General features: G+C 74.0%; 15 protein-coding genes. 3 read left to right on the forward strand and 12 right to left on the reverse strand.

The features are described from left to right. Window positions 1-1620: 1620 nt before the first annotated feature. Entirely contained in the window at window positions 1621-1995 is a 375-nt protein-coding gene (locus SM577_RS00005; RefSeq protein WP_474582391.1) for an ArsC/Spx/MgsR family protein, read from the forward strand. A 92-nt stretch (window positions 1996-2087) separates the two neighbouring features. Here the strand turns inward: SM577_RS00005 and SM577_RS00010 are convergent, their stop codons facing one another. Next, window positions 2088-2444, reverse strand: coding sequence for a VOC family protein (locus tag SM577_RS00010; protein WP_474586011.1), 357 nt, complete (start codon window positions 2442-2444; stop codon window positions 2088-2090). 160 nt (window positions 2445-2604) lie between these two features. Between SM577_RS00010 and SM577_RS00015 the strand changes: the two genes are divergently transcribed. Further along, window positions 2605-5460, forward strand: coding sequence for an aconitate hydratase (locus SM577_RS00015; RefSeq protein ID WP_474586012.1), 2856 nt, complete (start codon window positions 2605-2607; stop codon window positions 5458-5460). Window positions 5461-5563: 103 nt separating this feature from the next. On the opposite strand, the gene SM577_RS00020 is transcribed toward SM577_RS00015, so the two are convergent. From SM577_RS00020 to SM577_RS00055, 8 genes are all read right to left on the reverse strand, one after another. Continuing rightward, window positions 5564-6166, reverse strand: a complete 603-nt coding sequence (locus tag SM577_RS00020) for a GTP-binding protein (RefSeq protein ID WP_302920387.1) — start codon at window positions 6164-6166, stop codon at window positions 5564-5566. After that, entirely contained in the window at window positions 6147-6533 is a 387-nt protein-coding gene (locus tag SM577_RS00025; protein WP_088992931.1) for a DUF742 domain-containing protein, read from the reverse strand. The genes SM577_RS00020 and SM577_RS00025 overlap by 20 nt, the downstream gene beginning before the upstream one ends. 5 nt (window positions 6534-6538) lie before the next feature. Beyond that, complete coding sequence (locus tag SM577_RS00030; protein WP_088992930.1) at window positions 6539-6961, reverse strand: roadblock/LC7 domain-containing protein; 423 nt, start codon at window positions 6959-6961, stop codon at window positions 6539-6541. Window positions 6962-7053: 92 nt separating this feature from the next. Beyond that, window positions 7054-9666 (reverse strand): sensor histidine kinase, encoded by a 2613-nt coding sequence (locus SM577_RS00035; protein ID WP_302920388.1) that lies wholly within the window; start codon window positions 9664-9666, stop codon window positions 7054-7056. A gap of 99 nt (window positions 9667-9765) precedes the next feature. After that, window positions 9766-11409 (reverse strand): prenyltransferase/squalene oxidase repeat-containing protein, encoded by a 1644-nt coding sequence (locus tag SM577_RS00040; RefSeq protein WP_474582395.1) that lies wholly within the window; start codon window positions 11407-11409, stop codon window positions 9766-9768. Then, complete coding sequence (locus tag SM577_RS00045) at window positions 11406-12317, reverse strand: terpene synthase family protein (protein ID WP_474586013.1); 912 nt, start codon at window positions 12315-12317, stop codon at window positions 11406-11408. Before SM577_RS00045 ends, SM577_RS00040 begins: the two co-directional genes overlap by 4 nt. Then, a complete protein-coding gene (locus SM577_RS00050) occupies window positions 12314-13636 on the reverse strand; it encodes a cytochrome P450 (RefSeq protein WP_302920391.1) in 1323 nt (440 codons plus the stop codon). Before SM577_RS00050 ends, SM577_RS00045 begins: the two co-directional genes overlap by 4 nt. Window positions 13637-13861: 225 nt before the next feature. Then, window positions 13862-14779 carry a GNAT family N-acetyltransferase gene (locus SM577_RS00055; protein ID WP_302920393.1) on the reverse strand — a complete coding sequence of 306 codons (918 nt, stop codon included), beginning with the start codon at window positions 14777-14779 and terminating at the stop codon, window positions 13862-13864. 96 nt (window positions 14780-14875) lie between these two features. On the opposite strand from SM577_RS00055, the gene SM577_RS00060 reads away from it, so the two are divergent. After that, window positions 14876-15130: a DUF2630 family protein gene (locus tag SM577_RS00060; RefSeq protein ID WP_172899298.1), complete on the forward strand. Its 255-nt coding sequence runs from the start codon at window positions 14876-14878 to the stop codon at window positions 15128-15130. Between the two features lie 49 nt (window positions 15131-15179). Here SM577_RS00060 and SM577_RS00065 read toward each other — a convergent pair whose 3' ends face one another. The 3 genes from SM577_RS00065 to SM577_RS00075 form a co-directional block, all read right to left on the reverse strand. Further along, window positions 15180-16115, reverse strand: coding sequence for a serine protein kinase RIO (locus SM577_RS00065; protein WP_474582398.1), 936 nt, complete (start codon window positions 16113-16115; stop codon window positions 15180-15182). Window positions 16116-16306: 191 nt separating this feature from the next. After that, a complete protein-coding gene (locus SM577_RS00070; protein ID WP_302920394.1) occupies window positions 16307-16951 on the reverse strand; it encodes an HAD family hydrolase in 645 nt (214 codons plus the stop codon). Between the two features lie 61 nt (window positions 16952-17012). Then, window positions 17013-17882: a carbon-nitrogen hydrolase family protein gene (locus tag SM577_RS00075; RefSeq protein ID WP_474586014.1), complete on the reverse strand. Its 870-nt coding sequence runs from the start codon at window positions 17880-17882 to the stop codon at window positions 17013-17015. Window positions 17883-17938 lie beyond the last annotated feature (56 nt).

Below are 17938 nucleotides of genomic sequence, written 5' to 3' on the forward strand. Positions count from 1 at the left end.
CACCAAACGGGGGGCGGTGTGGGCCGCGCGCAAGGAAAGGTCGTGCAATGGAAGGGGGGTCGCTTCCGGCGGCCAGGGGCCTGCTCGGGCGTCCCGGGGTGTAACCATCCGGGCCAGCCCACCATTCCGGCGGCTCCAGCACCCGGCGCCCGGGGGGCCGTGCTCGGCCCGTCGGGGGTGTAACCATCCGGGCTGGCCCACCATTCCGGGGGCTCGGTGCCGGGGGGGCGTGCTCGGCCCGTCGGGGGTGTAACCATCCGGGCCGGCCCGCCATTCCGGGGGCTCCGGCGCCCGGGGGCTTGCTTGGCCCGTCGGGGGGTGTGTCAACGACCCGCAGCGGGCGGGCATTCCACCCGCGATCCGGGCTGGGCCGCTACCCGCGAGGCCAGCACCCCGGGGGTGTGGCGCGGGTCTGCCATGTTCAACGACCCCGACCCGCCACCGATTCCGCCGCCAGGGTGGCCCCGACCACCCCACACCGGCACCCAAACCCCGCACCCCGACACACCAACGGACACCGCGAACCGGACACCCGGCCACTACCGGTCCACGTAGCCCGTCGCAGACAGGCAGCCCGGCACGGACAGGTGGCCCGGTCACGGACAGGGCGGCCCCCCGTCATCGGAACGCGCCGCCTGATCGGACGCCCGGCCCTTGACGACGCTCAGCCCATAGCCGGACAGCCAGCCCGGTCACCGGCACGACCCGCCTTTCCAGGGGGTCGGTGCATAGCCGGGCCGGATCCCGACGCAAGCCTGTGAGCGCACCTTTCGGGGCGGCGCGGTCAGGCCGCCCCGGACCGCCAAGCTTGTGCCGGCCCCCGCCCAGCGGGGCGACCTCTTGCGTTCGGTGGTGGGGCGACGACGGAGCCCACCGGCCACGCCCGGGAGCTGATGTCGCCAACGACTCACCACGCCACCCCGGTGATCCACACCGTGTCCGGGATATCGCGGTGTCCACAGGCTCGGGATGCCGCCATATCCCGGACATGGAGTGGATCAACCCAGCCGAACGCACCCCGGGCCAGGGCGCAGGCCGCCGGCGTCCCGGGGACGGCCATCGCCGTCAATCGCCCGAGGGCGTGATACCTCAGCGGCATATTTATGACGCTCAGGTATCACGCCGGCGCGCAACCGCCCGCCGCGGCCGCGACACGCCCAGCCGACCGACTCCCGACCGCCCCGATCGGCGCGACCGGCCCGCCCCGACCGGCCTGACCGACCCGTCCCGATCGCCCCGGCCCGCCCCAACCGGCGCGACCGGCGCGGACCGACCCACCCGACCGGCCCGACCGACCCGTCCCGATCGCCCCGGCCCGCCCCAACCACCCCCGACCGGCGCGGCCGACCCACCCAGACCGGCCTGACCCGATCCCCCCAACCCGCCCCAACCGCCCCGACCGACCCGGCCCCAACCGGCCCAACCGGCCCGACCGGCCCGGCCCCCAACCGGCCCGACCGGGCCGATCGACCGGTACCCGCCAGGCAGATCCCCGCAACATCCCGCAGGCGGTGGCCTCCCGGGCACCCCGAGGCCCCTATATCCCGGACCTCGTGCGAGCCGATCGGTGGGGGTACCGGGGCGGGCGCGGCTCGACGGGTGGCTGGCACCATGGCGGGCATGGAGATCTGGAACAACCCCGCCTGCTCCAAGAGCGCCGGTGCCCGGTCCGCACTGGACGAGGCCGGTGTCGGCTACCAGGTCCGGCCCTACCTGGACCAGCCGCCGACCGTCGAGGAACTGACCGACGTGCTGCGCCGGCTGGACGCGCGTCCCTGGGACATCTGTCGGCTCCAGGAGCCGGCGGCGGTTTCCCGGGGGATGGCCGACTGGCCGCGCGACACGGCGGCCGAGCCGCGCTGGATCGAGGCGATGGTCGCCTCGCCCGAGCTGATCCAGCGACCGATCCTGCTGCTCGACGACGGCGGCGCGCTGGTCGGTCGTACCCCTGAGGCGCTGGACGAGGCCGTGCGCCGCGCCGCCGGCACGGCCTGAACGGGCGACGCTCCCCCCGCGCCAGGCCGGACGCCGCCGGCGGGCTCGACGCCGGGGCTGCGCACGGCCACCCCGACGCGCCCGCCGCGCAGTCAGTCGAGCGGGGCGAGGAACTCCAGCCGGTTGCCGTGTACGTCCTCGGTGTGGAACCGGCGCATCCCGGGTAGCTCGCCATCGCCCCAGGTGACGGGGTGACCGGCGGCGGCGAGCCGGTCGGCGAGCGCGTCCAGGTCCGGCCGGAGCAGGGCGGGGTGCGCCTTGCGGGCGGGCCGGAAGTCGTCCTCGACGCCCAGGTGGAGTTCGGTGCCGTGTCCGGTGAACCAGCAGCCACCGCGGGCCGCGAGCACCGGCGGCTTGGGCTTCTCGGTGAGGCCGAGCACGCCCACGTAGAAGGACCGGGACGCGTCCTCGGAGCCGCGCGGGCAGGCGAGTTGGACGTGATGGATCATGGTGGTACCTCCTCGTCCCGAACGATGGCACGAGGTTGCGTGTTTAGCAAGACGGACGTACGGTTTTGTTGAAAGCGAGAATCGGCGGTAAGTGTCACCTAACCACGGCGGCACTCCGGCCGGTGCGACAGACTGCTCAGGACTACTCACGGTCGCTGGTGTGAAGGAGTACGACGTGGCGAGCCTCGACACCTTCGGTGCGAAGACCCAGCTACGCGTCGGAGACGCGAGCTACGAGATTTTCAAGATCAGCAAGGTGGACGGCCACGACCGGCTGCCCTACAGCCTGAAGATCCTGCTGGAGAACCTGCTGCGGACCGAGGACGGCGCGAACATCACCGCCGACCACATCCGGCAGCTCGGCGCGTGGGACCCCACCGCCGACCCGAGCGTGGAGATCCAGTTCACCCCGGCGCGGGTGCTCATGCAGGACTTCACCGGCGTGCCCTGCGTGGTCGACCTGGCCACCATGCGCGAGGCGGTACGCGACCTCGGCGGCGACCCGACCAAGGTCAACCCGCTCGCCCCGGCCGAGCTGGTGATCGACCACTCGGTCATCGCCGACCTGTTCGGCCGCGAGGACGCCTTCCAGCGCAACGTCGAGCTGGAGTACGAGCGCAACAAGGAGCGCTACCAGTTCCTGCGCTGGGGCCAGACCGCGTTCAACGAGTTCAAGGTGGTCCCGCCGGGCACCGGCATCGTGCACCAGGTGAACATCGAGTACCTGGCGCGCACCATCATGGAGCGCAACGGGCAGGCGTACCCGGACACGGTCGTCGGCACCGACTCGCACACCACGATGGTCAACGGCCTGGGCGTGCTGGGCTGGGGCGTCGGCGGCATCGAGGCCGAGGCCGCGATGCTCGGCCAGCCGGTCAGCATGCTGATCCCGCGGGTCGTCGGCTTCAAGCTCTCCGGCGAGATGCCCGCCGGCACCACCGCCACCGACCTGGTGCTCACCATCACCGAGATGCTGCGCAAGCACGGTGTGGTCGGCAAGTTCGTCGAGTTCTACGGCCCGGGCGTGAGCGCCGTGCCGCTGGCCAACCGCGCGACCATCGGCAACATGTCGCCGGAATACGGCTCCACCGTGGCGATCTTCCCGATCGACGCCGAGACCGTCCGCTACCTGGAGCTGACCGGCCGCGACCCACAGCAGGTCGCGCTGGTCGAGGCGTACGCCAAGGAGCAGGGCCTCTGGCACGACCCGGACGCCGAGCCGGAGTACTCGGAGCGGCTGGAGCTGGACCTGAGCACCATCGAGCCGTCCCTGGCCGGCCCGAAGCGCCCGCAGGACCGGGTGCCGCTGGGCAGTGCCAAGACGCTGTTCCGCTCGGCCCTGAAGGACTACGTGGCCGCCGACGAGACCGGTGGCGACCGGGGCCGCGCCGCGGGCGTACCGCAGCAGGAGAAGCCGTTCGGGGTGGTCGGCCACGCCGACGAGGCCAGCGCCGAGTCCTTCCCGGCCAGCGACTCCCCCGCCAACGGCGTCAACGACCCGGCCGACGCCCCGCGCGACCTGGAGACGGCAGCGGTGGGGGCCGGCGGCCGGGCCACCAACCCGGTCCGGGTCACCGGCGCGGACGGCACCGAGTTCGAGCTGGACCACGGCGCCGTGGTGATCGCCGCGATCACCTCCTGCACCAACACCTCCAACCCGCAGGTCATGATCGGTGCCGCGCTGCTGGCCCGGAACGCGGTGGAGAAGGGGCTGGCCCGCAAGCCGTGGGTGAAGACCACCCTGGCGCCCGGCTCCAAGGTCGTCATGGACTACTACGAGCGGGCCGGCCTCACCCCCTACCTGGAGAAGCTCGGCTTCCACCTGGTCGGCTACGGCTGCACCACCTGCATCGGCAACTCCGGCCCGCTGCCCGAGGAGATCTCGGCCGCGGTCAACGACGCCGACCTGGCCGTCGTCTCGGTGCTCTCCGGCAACCGCAACTTCGAGGGCCGGATCAACCCGGACGTCAAGATGAACTACCTGGCGTCCCCGCCGCTGGTGGTCGCGTACGCGCTGGCCGGCACGATGGACATCGACCTGGCCAACGAGCCGATCGGCGAGGACAGCCAGGGCAACCCGGTCTTCCTGCGCGACATCTGGCCGAGCAGCGCCGAGATCCAGGACGTCATCGCCTCGGCGATCGGCGCCTCCGGGTTCAGCTCGGCGTACGCCGACGTCTTCGCCGGCGACGAGCGGTGGCAGTCGCTGCCGACCCCGACCGGCGACACCTTCGCCTGGGAGGGCGAGTCGACCTACGTCCGCAAGCCCCCGTACTTCGAGGGCATGGAGCGGGAGCCGAAGGCGGTCACCGACATCGCCGGCGCCCGGGTGCTGGCCAAGCTGGGCGACTCGGTGACCACCGACCACATCTCGCCGGCCGGCTCCATCAAGGCCGACTCCCCCGCCGGGAAGTACCTCGCCGAGCACGGCGTGCCGCGGCACGAGTTCAACTCGTACGGCTCCCGCCGGGGCAACCACGAGGTGATGATCCGGGGCACCTTCGCCAACATCCGGCTGCGCAACCAGCTGGTGCCGGGCGTCGAGGGCGGCTTCACGGTCAACCACCTGACCGGCGAGCAGACCTCGATCTACGACGCCTCGGTGGCCTACCAGGAGGCCGGCGTGCCGCTGGTCGTGCTGGCCGGCAAGGAGTACGGCTCGGGTTCGTCGCGGGACTGGGCGGCCAAGGGCACCATGCTGCTCGGCGTGAAGGCGGTCATCGCCGAGTCGTACGAGCGGATCCACCGCTCGAACCTGATCGGCATGGGCGTGCTGCCGCTGCAGTTCCCGGCCGGCGAGACCGCCGAGTCGCTCGGGCTCACCGGCACCGAGACGTTCTCGATCAGCGGGGTGACCGCGCTGAACGACGGCGAGACGCCGCGTACTGTCAAGGTCAGCACCGACACCGGTATCGAGTTCGACGCGGTGGTCCGGATCGACACCCCCGGTGAGGCGGACTACTACCGGCACGGCGGCATCCTGCAGTACGTGCTGCGCCGCATGATCGCCAGCTGACGGTGACGACGGAAGGGCCCCTTCCCGCGCGAGCGGGAAGGGGCCCTTCGGCGTACGCCTCAGGTTGCCGGCGCCGGGCGACCGGCGGCCGGACCGGGCCGGGTCACTCGGCGCGGCGGCGGGCGTCCCGGACCTTCATGGCGTGCTCCATCAGCGTGATGAGCACCTCCTTGCTGGACTCCCGCTGCCGGGCGTCGCAGAGCAGCACCGGCACCCCCGGGTCCAGGTTGAGGGCCGCCTGCACCTCGTCCAGCCGGTACTGCCGGGCGCCCTCGAAGCAGTTCACCGCCACCACGAACGGGGTGCCCCGCCCCTCGAAGTAGTCGATGGAGGGGAAGCAGTCGGCCAGCCGGCGGGTGTCCGCCAACACGACCGCGCCGATCGCGCCGAGCGCCAGCTCGTCCCAGACGAACCAGAACCGGTCCTGGCCGGGGGTGCCGAACAGGTAGAGCACCAGGTCGTCGCTGATGGTGATCCGGCCGAAGTCCATCGCCACCGTGGTGGTGGTCTTGCTCTCCACGCCGGAGAGGTCGTCGATGCCGACGCCGCTCTCGGTCAGCACCTCCTCGGTGCGCAACGGGCGCGTCTCGCTGACCGCACCGACCATGGTGGTCTTGCCCACGCCGAAGCCGCCCGCGACCAGGATCTTGATCGCGGTGGGCAGTGGGGTCGCTCCCGCCGGCCGCTCAGAGTGCCCGTAGTCCATTGATTACCGCCTCGAAAACGCTGTTGTCGGGAAGGCCGGCCGTGTTCCGCGGCTCGCGGACCTGCACCAGGTTGCGGGCCACCAGATCGCCGAGCAGGACGCGGATGGTGCCCACCGGCAGATCCAGGTGGGCGGCGATCTCGGCGACGGACTGCATCCGCTGGCAGAGCCCGACGATCGCCAGATGCTCCGGGCCCAGGCCGACCTCCGGCGTCACGTCGGCCCGGGTCGCCGTCACCAGGGAGATCAGGTCGAACGTGCCGGTGACCGGGCGGGCCCGGCCACGCGTCACCGCGTACGGACGCACCACCGGACCCGCATGGTCGTCCACCCACTGATGTTCCGCGGACTCTCCCTGCACGGTCATCGCGGCTACTTCTCGCCGGCCGACTGCTCGGCGTTGCGTGTCGGCGAGGCGACGAACTTGCCGACCCGGGTGACCAGCATCGCCATCTCGTACGCGATCAGGCCGACGTCGGCGTCCTCGCTGGCCAGCACCGCGAGGCAGGCGTTGCGCCCGGCGGCTGTGACGAACAGGAACGAGGACTGCATCTCGATGATGGTCTGCTGCACCTGCCCGCCGCCGAAGCGCTTGCCGGCGCCCCGGGCCAGGCTCTGGATCCCGGCCGCCATCGCCGCGAGGTGCTCTCCGTCGTCGCGGCTGAGCCCCTGCGAGGAGGCCATCAGCAGGCCGTCCGTCGAGAGCGCGACCGCATGCTCGGCCTGCTTAACCCGGCCGACCAGATCATCCAGCAACCACGTCAGGTCGGCACTCGAAGCCGTCTTCTGCGCCACTCGTCGTCCTCTTCTCCCCCGGCTGTTGTCGCCGTGCTCGTGTGGGGCTGACCGTCACGTCGCGAGCGGGGTACCCGCACCGCCCGCACCGGTCAGGTCGCTTGTTGCTCGTCGGGGTCGGGCCCGGAGTCCGGCCTGGCGCCGGGCCCGCCGAGCAGTCGCGCCGCGTCCGTACGCCCGCGCCGGGTGCCGGTCTGGTAGGAGCTCATCATCCGGCGTACCTGCTCGGGTGGGCGGACCACGTCCTCGTCGTCGTCCGGGGCGGCCGGCTCGTCGCGCAGCTCGGGCACGATGTTGGCCTGCCGGACCCGGACCGGCAGCCCGGAGTCGGTCCGGGCCGGTCGCGGCTGGGGGACGGCGGCCTCCGGGCCACCGTCGGTCGCCGGCGCGACCTCGCCGGCGGGCGGCGGACCGGCCGGGGAACCGGTCGGCGCGGCGTCCAGGTCGGACCGGGCGGCCGCCATCGGCAGGCCGGTCGGGAAGGTCGGCCCGTCCAGCGCCGCCTGCTCCGACCAGCGCCGGGCGCGGGTGGGCAGCGGGTCCTCGCCGGCCGGCAGGCTCCGGCCCCGGGTCCGGGTGGGCAGCCCGCCGTCCGCACCTCCGTCACCCTCGCCCGCACCGCCGTCGTCGGCACCGCCGTCGCCGCCCACCGTGGCCACCGGGGCCGGTTCCGCCGGCTCGGCGACGACCGGCGGCTCGGCCAGCGCCACCGGCGCCACCAGCGGGGCGGGCGGCTGTTCGCCGGCCGGCGCGGCCGGACCGGCGGTGACGGCGGGCGCCGCCGCCGGGGCACCCACCGGGAAACCGCCGGAGGTGCTCGGGTCGGCGTCGTCGGCGGTGACCAGGTCGGCCGGGATCAGCACGACAGCGGTCGTGCCGCCGTACGCGGACTCCTTCAGCTGCACCCGGATGCCGTGCCGCTCGGTCAGCCGGCTCACCACGTACAGGCCGAGCCGGGCGGCGTTGGCCAGGTTGAGCTCGGACTGGTCCACGATCCGGTGGTTCGCGGCGGCCAGGTCCTCCTCGCTCATGCCCAGGCCACGGTCCTCGATCTCGATGGCGAAGCCGTTGGCCACCATCTGGCCGCGCACCTCCACGGTGGTGTGCGGCGGCGAGAAGGACAGGCCGTTCTCGATCAGCTCGGCGAGCAGGTGGATGACGTCACCGACCGCGCGGCCGGTCAGCGACACCGGCCCGAGCGGCAGCACGTTGACCCGGGTGTAGTCCTCGACCTCGGCGACCGCGCCGCGGACCACGTCGACCATCGGCACGTTGCGCCGCCAGGCGCGGCCGGGCGTGGAGCCGGAGAGCACGATCAGGTTCTCCGCGTTGCGCCGCATCCGGGTGGCCAGGTGGTCGACCCGGAACAGGTCCTCCAGCTCCTCGGCGTCCTGCTCCCGCCGCTCCATCGCGTCGAGCAGGGTGAGCTGGCGGTGCACCAGCGCCTGGGTGCGCCGGGCCAGGCTGAGGAACACCTCGCGGACGTTGCGGCGCAGCTCGGCCTGCTCGACAGCGGTCCGGATCGCCGTCTCCTGCACCGCGTTGAAGGCCTTGCCCACCTGGCCGATCTCGTCGTCGCCGAACTCCAGCGGCGGCGCCTCCTTGGCCACGTCGACCTCCTCGCCGTGGCCGAGCCGCTCGACCACGCTGGGCAGCCGCTCGTTGGCCAGCCGGAAGGCCGCCTCGCGCAACCGCTCCAGCTGGCGCACCAGGGCCCGGGCCGTGGTGATCGACACGATGATCGAGGCGACGACGGCGAGCAGGCCGAGGCCGGCGGCGAGCACCAGCCGGACGATGACGCCGATCGCGATCGGGGTGGCCCGGTCGACGATGTCGTCACCGCCGGCGAGCACCACGTCGCCGATCTCGGTCAGCGCCGGGCCGGTGGTGTCGTTCCACTCCGCCGCCTCGACCGGCGGCCGGGTGCCGGCGTCGCTCTGCATGACCTGGTTCTCCAGGTCGGCCAGCCGGCGGAAGGTCTCGCCGGTGGACATCTGGTCGTAGCGGCGCTGGTCGGCGGCGGGCAGCCGGACGATCGACTGGGCGGCGGTGAACTGCCGGGCACCGACGATCCGGGTGAACTCCGCCCGCTCCGCCGGGGTGATCCGCCCGGCGGCCAGCACACCGGCGAGCAGGGCGTCCTCCTGGGACAGCAGTTCCCGGGCCCGGTTCAGGCCGATCAGCGCGGCGGTGTCCTCGGCGGCCTGCTCGTCGTCGAGGTTGCCGAGCGCGTCGTAGACGCGGTAGATCGACTCGATCAGCTCGGTGAACGCGCCACCGGCCTCGGCCCGGTCGATGCTCTTGTCGTCGACAGCGGTACGGGTGGCCGACAGCTCGTCGAGCCCGCCGACCAGTTCGTCGAGCCGCTGGTCCAGCGTGTCGCTGCCGAGCGCGGCGACCTGCCAGCTGTCGATGGACTCGGTGAACTCGGCGGCCAGCTGGTCGGTGCGCTGCCGCACCTCGGCCAGGGCCGCGCGCTGACCGTCGTCGGGGCGCCCGAGGAAGGTCAGCGACGTCCGGCGTTCCAGCTGCAGCTGCAGCAGCAGCGGCTCGGTGGGGTTGAAGACCTTGCTGTCCAACGCCTGCACGCCGAGCAGGTTCACGCCGTCCCGGATGGTCACCCAGGCGGTGAAGCTCCAGAGCGCGACCAGCGAGGCGAGCAGGGCGACAACCTTGGTACGCAGATTCGAACTGCGGGAACCCATTACACCGTCCCTGGCGTGGCCTGTGTGATCCGTCAGTCAGTGGCGCACGTACGCGCACGCATCGACCCCGGCGCACGCTAGCAGCGTCCGCTTCGTCACTCAAGCGCTCCTGATCATGGAATCGTCCGGGGCGGCCGCGCGCCGCCCCGCCCCACCCGCCCCGAGCAGGTCCGATCTGGTCAGCGCGAGCTGCCGGGCGGCGAGCACGGCCGACCGGACGATCAGCACGGGAGCGTAGAGGTCCTTGTCGTGCCACAGTGGCGGATCGTCGCGCCGGCCGTCCATCGTGGCCAGCTGGTGCAGGCCCCGGCGGGCCGCCTCCGGCACCCCCGGCCGCGCCGGCCGGTCGGCGCCGAGCAGCACGTGCAGCGCGTACGCGGTCTCCTCCACGGTGCCGCTCCAGCGCCCCCACGACCCGTCCGGCCGCTGGGTGGCCACCACCCAGTCCACCGCCCGGTCCACCGCCGCCCCGGCCAGCTCGGCCGGCGCGTACCCGGTCAACGCCAGCACCGCGCACGAGGTGGCGTAGTACGGCGAGGCGTGCCAGCGGTCGGCCCACCGCCCGTCCGGCTGCTGCTGCTCGCGCAGCCAGCCGGCGAGCGCGGTGACCCGCTCGCCGTAGCGGGCGGCGCCGGTCGTGGTGTGCCGGGCGTGCCAGCCCAGCGCCTCCAGCACGTGCGCGTTGGTGGTCACCGACCGCCCGTCCTCGCCGCGCCAGGTGCAGAAGTGGCTGCCCACGTCGTAGTTCAGCAGGCTGGCCGGGTCCACCGGGTGGCCGAGCCGGGCCAGCGCGTACAGGGTGACCGAGGTGGTGTCGGCATCGGCCGGCAGGCCCGGCCCGGTCGGGGTGCCCTGCGGGCCGAGCGCGCCGGCCAGCTCCGCGACCAGCTTCGGCGCCGGCCGTACCGGCACCCCGGCCCGGGCCAGGTTGCTCAGCGCCCAGGCCCGCTCGAAGACCGTGATCGGGGTGCAGCAGGGCACCGGGCCGCCGTGCGGGCGGACCGCCTCGGTCAGGTAGGCCCGCACGGCCGGGTCCGCCGCGTCCGGGGTGCCGCCGACCCACGCGGCGGTGGCGGCCGGCGAGGCACCCACCGCGCCGGCGACCGGCGCGACGTCGGGCCGCCCCCGGGCGGCCGGGCCGAGCACCTCGAAGGCGTGCTGGAGTTTCTGCGGCACCGGCCGGCCACTGGCCAGCAGCGCGCCGAGGCCGTCCAGCCGCCGCCGGTCCACCGCCGGCAGGCGCCGGCCGGCCCAGCCGTCCGGGCCGGTGCCGGGGCGCTCGTCGAACCACTCCAGGTGGGCGTCGATCCGCTCGACCAGCGCCGGCACGATCAGGTCGGCGGCCGGGGTGTCCGGCAGCGGCAGCCCGTCGGCGAGCCACCCGCGGAGCGCGTCCAGCCCGCGCCGGGCCGCGCCGGCCAGATCGGTCCAGGACGGCTCACCCGGCCCGCTGCCGCCGCCGGCGCGCAACGTGGCGAGCAGCGCCTCCACCGCGCTGGCCGTGGGCACCAGGGCGTAGCCGCCGGGCGCACCCCACCCGCCGTCGCGGCGCTGGCTGCCCAGCAGGTACGCCAACCGCCGGTCGTGGCCGGTGAGCCAGGGCGCGTCGGCGACCAGCCGGCCGGTCTCGTACACCGACGCGGTCACCCGGCCGGCCGGCTCCAGGGCCAGCGCGGCGAGCAGTTCCCGGGCCGCCGCGGCGACCTCGGACCCCGCCCTGGTGCCGAGCTCCGAGGCGGTCACAGCGTGCCCCAGAAGTCGGTGGAACGGTAGAAGCCGCTGCTGAAGCCGATCTGCCGAGCCAGGTAGTCGGCCTGCACCGGGCAGCTGTCCCGCAGCGGGGCCAGCAGCTCGCGGGCGCGGGCGACCAGCTCGTCGATCCGCCGCCGCACCACGGCCGGGTCGTCCACCAGCAACAGCGCGTTGAGGTCGCCCCAGCGCAGGTCCCGCTCGTAGGTGCCGAGGTCGTTGACCAGGCGCAGGATCCGCTGCACCTCGGCGCTGGCCACCACCAGCGCGTCCAGGTGGGCGAGCGTCACCGGGTCGTCGGAGTGGATCCAGTGCACGACGTTGACCACCGTGCAGGCCAGGTTGTCGGCGTTGTCCAGGTACTCGTCGAGGGTGGGCAGGCCACCGGCGCCGGCCGCCTGCTTCCAGTCCCACTCCCGCGCCATGGCGTCGAGCACCTTGCGCAGCTCGGCCCGCCACACCGGCGCGTGGGTCCGGTACGCCGGCACGGCGGCCAGCTCGTCGCGCAGCTCGGCCAGGAACCGGCCGAGCGGGTCGTCGCCGGCCGGGGCGGCGCCGTCGGCCACCGCCAGGCAGTTCGCGGCCAGCCGGTCGATCTCGTCCCGGCTCTTGGCGACGTAGTCGACCTGCCAGTCGACGGCGAAGCCCCAGAGCACCGCCCGGTTCGTGATCCGCAGCTGGTCGAGGTCGCACCACGGGGCGCCGAAGGCGATGGCCATCGCGACGTTGCCGAACAACGCCGGGTCGAACGGCCGGGGCGGGAAGAGTTCCGGGTACGCGGCGGCGCGTTCGGCCAGGTCGCGTTGCCCCTTGGCGGCGAGGGCGCAGATCCGGCCCTGTTCGGCGGCCAGCGCGATCTGGTCGCCGCCGTCGGACGGCGGCGACGCGGGTCGGGCGCTCATGCCGCGGCGCTCCGCACCGGGCGCAGGGTCAGCTCGACCCGCTCCAGGGGCCGCAGCGCGGCGGCCACCTTGATGCCGGGCACCGCCGGGCGCTGGAGGCGGAACCGGTAGCGGCTCAGCAGGGTCGCCACGATGAGCGTCGCCTCGAGGTAGAACAGGTGCATGCCGAGGCACTGGTGCGGGCCGCCGCCGAACGGGAAGTGCGCGTACCGGTGCCGGCTGCGGGCCCGCTCCGGGGCGAACCGGTCGGGGTCGAAGACCTCCGGCCGGTCCCAGAACATCGACATCCGGTGGGTGATCAGCGGGCTCACCACGAGGGTGGCGCCGGCCTCGATCCGCACCCCGCCGAGGACGTCGGCCTCGACCGCCCGGCGCGGGAAGAGCCAGCCGATCGGGTAGAGCCGGAGCAGCTCGTCGAGGACCTGCCGGGTGTAGCGCAGCTCGCGCAGGTGCTCGCGGCGTACCGGGGCGTCGCCGACCACCCGGTCGATCTCCTCGTAGAGCCGCTCGGCGATCACCGGGTCCTGCTCGATGTGCGGCCAGAGCCAGGTCAGCACGCTGATCGTGGTCTCGGTGGTGGTGGCCACCATGGCCACCGTGTCGTTGCGGACCTGGCGCTCGTCGAGGCGGCTGCCGTCCTCGGCGCGGCCGCGCCAGAGGGTGGAGATGATGTCGTCGCCGTCGGAGTCGGCGGTCGCCCGGGAGGCCCGGACGATCGGCATCAGCGTGTCGTCGATGAGCCGGACGGCCCGGCGGAACGCGCGGTCACCGGGCATCGGCATGGCCAGCGGGGCCCACGGCACCATGATGCGCGGCATCACCGACCAGGCGATCGCGTCCTGCGCCTCCATGATCTTCATGGCGTCCGGCACGGAGATCTTGTCGGCGAAGAAGACCCGCATGATCGCCGAGCAGACGATCCGGGCCTGCTCGGTGCCCATGTCGACCGGCTGGCCGGCCCGGGCCGGGGCGTCCAGCTCGTCGACCGCGTCCTCGATCGCCTCGGCCAGCCGGTCGACCAGGTTGTCGATCCGCCGCGCGGTGAACAGCGGCTGGAGGATGTGCCGGCTGTTCGACCAGTACTCGCCGTCGCTGAGGATGCCCTCGCCGAACAACCGCTTCAGCGGCCGCCACTGGAGCCCGTCGCCGGCCCGGACGTAGTTGGCGGCCTTCTCCCGGAGCACCTGCTGCAGGTGCTCCGGCCGGGTGACCAGGTAGGGACGGAACGAGCCGAGGTTGAGCTTGACCACCTCGCCCCGGGACCGTTCCCCGAACTCGACCAGCGCCTGCGCCGGGTCACGGAGCAGGCTCGGCACCACCTGGCGCAGTGGGACCGCGTCCGCTCGTCTGGTATGGACCGGCGCGGTGTGTGGCACTCCCACGGTGCTCTGTGCCCCCTTCGGCAACCGTGCGTCGCGGCACGACTGTGTGCAGTAAGCGTTTCGCCGAGCATGCCATTGCCGCGTCAAGTTTCTCTAGTCGTACCAAGAGAAATTTTCGCGGTCGGCATTGCCGCACTCCAGAAGGGATTGACGTGGGAACGCTCAGGGGCGCAGATCCCGCAGGTAGCGGTACTCGGCAGCGATCGGCCGGTAGCCGTGCCACCGGTTGAGGGTCAGCATCGCGTCGTTGCCGGCGTCGTTGACGGTGAGGGCGGTCCGGTAGCCGGCGGCCCGGGCCGCCCGCAACGACGCGTCCTTGACCGCCCGGGCCAGCCCCCGGCCGCGCCAGTCGCGGCGGGTGCCGGTCATCCCCGACTGGTAGCGGTCCCGGCCGTCGGTCAGCGCCACGCTGAAGGCGACCACCGCACCGTCCACCACCGCCACCGTGGTCAGCCCCCGGTCCAGGTCCGGCCGCTCCCAGTACGCCGAGCGCCAGTCGGCGTAACCGACCTCCACCATGCCGACGTCGCCGGGCTCGTCCCGGGCGGCGTCCAGGTCCGCCTCGTAGAGCGGGCGCGGGTCGCCGAGGTCGGCGGCCGTGGCGAGCCGCACCGGCAACGCCAGCGGCGGGGGCTCGGGCAGCACCGCGGCGGCCAGGTCCAGGCCGAGCAGCAACGAACGCCGGCCGCGCTGGTAGCCGTGCCGCTCGGCGAAGGCCAGCGCCGCCGCCTCGTCGACCACCCGGGCGTACGCCCGCCGCACGCCCAGCCCGGCGAGCCGCGCCTCGGCGGCGGCGAGCAGCGCGGAGCCCACGCCGCGACCCCGCCACCCGGGGTGCACGACCAGGTTGACGAAGCCCCAGTCGGGCTCCCCGCTCTCGTGCAGCAGCCCGGTACGGGCCACCCCGGCCGCCTCGCCACCGGCCTCGGCGACCAGCAGCCCGAAGCGTTCCGCGGCCGGCGCGCCGGTGAGCTGCCAGCGGACCAGTTCCGGGGTGGCGATCAGCGGGCTGGCCGCGCGCAGCAGCGCGGCGACCGGCTCCGCGTCGTCGGTGCCGGCGGGGCGGACGGTGACGGTCATGACCCGGCAACCTACCGCAGCGGCCGGCCGGGCCGGGACCGCGCGCGATCGGCCGGGGATGAATCCGCGCGTGTCCCGGCCCCCTGTGCCAGGCTCATGGGCATGGACGACAAGACCATCCTGAACCGGATCTCCGAGCTGGTCGACGAGGAGCACCGGCTGCGCGCGGACGCGCAGGCCAACGAGACGGGCACCGACGACGCGGCCCGCGAGCGGCTGCGCGAGCTGGAGGAGTCCCTCGACCAGTGCTGGGACCTGCTGCGCCGCCGGCGGGCGGCCCGGCAGACCCATGGCGACCCGGACGCCCAGGGCGTACGGCCCAAGCCGGAGGTCGAGCGCTACCTCCAGTGAGACCCCGGCCGCGCGTGCCGGGCGGCGCCCCGCCCGGCACGCGCGCGCCTCAGCGGATGCCGGCCTCGCGCAGCAGCTCCCCGGTCAGCTCGGCCGGGTCGGCCTGCGCGGCCGGCAGGCCGCGCGCCGCGAACCAGGTGCTGACCACCCGGACGTCGCGGGCCAGGAAGTCCGGGCCCTGCGGGTTGGCCACCACGTCGACCACCTGGGGCAGGTCGATCAGCACCAGCCGCCCCCGGTGCACCAGCAGGTTGTACGGCGACAGGTCGCCGTGCGCGTAGCCGGCGCGGGCCAGCACGACCAGCGCGTCGACCAACTGCTCCCACAGGTCGCGCAACTGCGCCGGATCGGGCCGCAACTGGGCCAGCCGGGGCGCGGCCCGCCCCTCCTCGGGCTCGCCCAGGAACTCCAGCATCAGCTCGGTGCCCCGCAACTGCACGGGGTACGGCACGGCGATCCGGCCGTGCGCGGCGCCGATCTCCCAGAGCCGGGCCAGCGCGGCGAACTCGGCCGCCGCCCACTGCCCGGCGATCATCTGCCGGCCGAACGCGGTCCGGCCGGTCATCGCCCGCATCTCCCGGGACCGGCGGACCCGGCGCCCCTCCAGGTAGCCGGCGTCGCGGTGGAACATCCGGTGCTCGGCGTCCCGGTAGCGCTTGACCGCCAACAGGCAGGACCGGTCGGTGCCGGGCACCGCCCGGCGGACCAGGTGGACGTCCGCCTCCTTGCCGGTCTTCAGCACACCGAGTTCGGTGTCCTTGGCGGCCAGTTCGGTGACCAGCCAGTCCGGGTGGGGTTGCGGGCCGTGCACGGCGTCGTCCCAGGAGGACCAGCTCTCCCCGGTCTCCGGGTCCGGCTCGGCGTCCGGGTCGGCGAGGACGGGCTCGGGGGCCCGCCCGCGCTTCAGGAAGGTCGGTTCGTCGTCGTCGAAGCGGCGCTTGCCGCGGGTACGGCGCTCGCGCGCCGGAAGGTCGTGATCGCGCACTGCGGTGGTGATCCCTTGCTCGAGGCTGATGGAGGCAGGTGGAAGCGACCTGCGAAGACGGCCATGACCGACCCCCTCTCCTCGACCGGGCGCGCGCCCGGGTGCACGATGCGCCGACCATGCTCGCGACCCGGGTCGCGCCTGGTCAACCGAATTACCGTCGCGGCGGCCTCGCCGGCCGCGCCGCGGGCTCAGCCGGCGAGCACGGTGGCGACGGCGGCGATCAGGCCGTCCGCCGTCCGGGTCGGCGCGAACCGTGGGTCGGTCCAGGTGCGCCCGCGGTGCAGCCAGACGCTGGGCAGGCCGACGGCGGTGGCGCCGCCGATGTCCGTCTCCGGGCTGTCGCCGACCACCCATGCGCCGCGCAGTGGCATCCGGACCCGCTGGGCGGCCAGCGCGAAGATCCTCGGGTTGGGCTTGCTGACCCCGGCCTCCTCGGAGATCACCCAGTCGGCCACGAACCGGTCCAGCCCGGTCCGCCGGATCATCGCCTCCTGCTGGCGGACCGTGCCGTTGCTGACCACCACCGGCACCCACCCGGCGTCGTCGGCGATCCGCAGCGCGCAGGCCACCAGCGGGTCCAGCCGGACGTTGGCCACCACTCCCTCGTACAGCTCCTCCACCAGGTCGATGGAGGGGATGCGCAGCCCGTACCGGTCCCGGATGGCGTCGGCCACGTCCCACTTGTCGGTGAGCCCGTCGGCGTCGATGGAGATCAGCCAGTCGATGTCGGCCGGCGGCGCGCCGATGCCGTCCAGGAACCGTTCACCCCAGGCGCGGAACGGGCCGGCCCGGTCGAGCAGGGTGTTGTCCAGGTCCAGCAGGAGCAGCGGCACTCGGGCACCCTACGGGACACCGGTGCACGGCCGACAGGGCCCGGCGGGGTGCCGACTCCGGTCAGGCGGTGAGCACCGCACGGGCCGCTCCCTGGTCCGCGAGGCGGTCGACCAGCATGGAGTGGGCCGTCCGGGTGGCCGCCAGGGCGGTCGGGTCGAGCGTCGCGACCAGCACGTCCTCGCCGGTGTCCGCGCCGCGTGCCAGCGGGCGGCCCTCCGGGTCGTAGACCGCCGCGCCGCCGTTGAACCGCCACGGCGGTTCGCCGCCGACGGAGTTGGCGAAGACCACGTACATGGTGTTGTCCAGCGCCCGGGCCGGGTAGTAGAGGTCGCGGCGGTGTTCCGAGCCGGCCAGGTAGCCGCTCGGGCAGAGGTAGGCGTGCGCCCCGTCGGCCGCGGCGGCCCGGCCGTGCTCCGGGAAGCAGCCGTCGTAGCAGATGCCGAGCCCGAACCGCCAGTCGTCGACCAGCAGGGTGGCGCCGCGCCGGCCGGGCACGAACAGCTCCCGCTCGCCGCCCCAGAGCTGCTGCTTGTCGTACCCGACCCGGACACCGCCGGTGCGGTCCACGACGAGCGAGGAGATGGTCCGCCGGCCGTCCGGGTGCCGGACCGCCGCGCCGACCACCACCACCGTGCCGCCGTCGCGGGCGGCGGCCCGCAAGGGGTCCAGCCGCGGGTCGTCGACGCCCGCCGCCGGATCGGCCGCGACGTCCGTGCCGGCCGGGTCGGCCGCCAGCACCGGCGGGTGGTACGCGGGCAGGAAGAGTTCCGGCAGCACCGCCACCCGGGCACCCTGGTCGGCCGCCCGACGGACCAGCCGGCCGGCGGTGGCCGCGTTGCCGGCCACGTCGCCGGGGACGGGTCCGGCCTGGACGGCCGCCACGGTCAGCGGCGCGGCGGGCAGGGCGGTGGGAGCGGGGGGTGGCGTCACGGCGCGATCGTAGCCGGGCCGCGGCGGCGCGGTGATCGACCAACCGCCGGATCCAA

The sequence above is a fragment of the Micromonospora desertarenae genome (assembly GCF_056150265.1).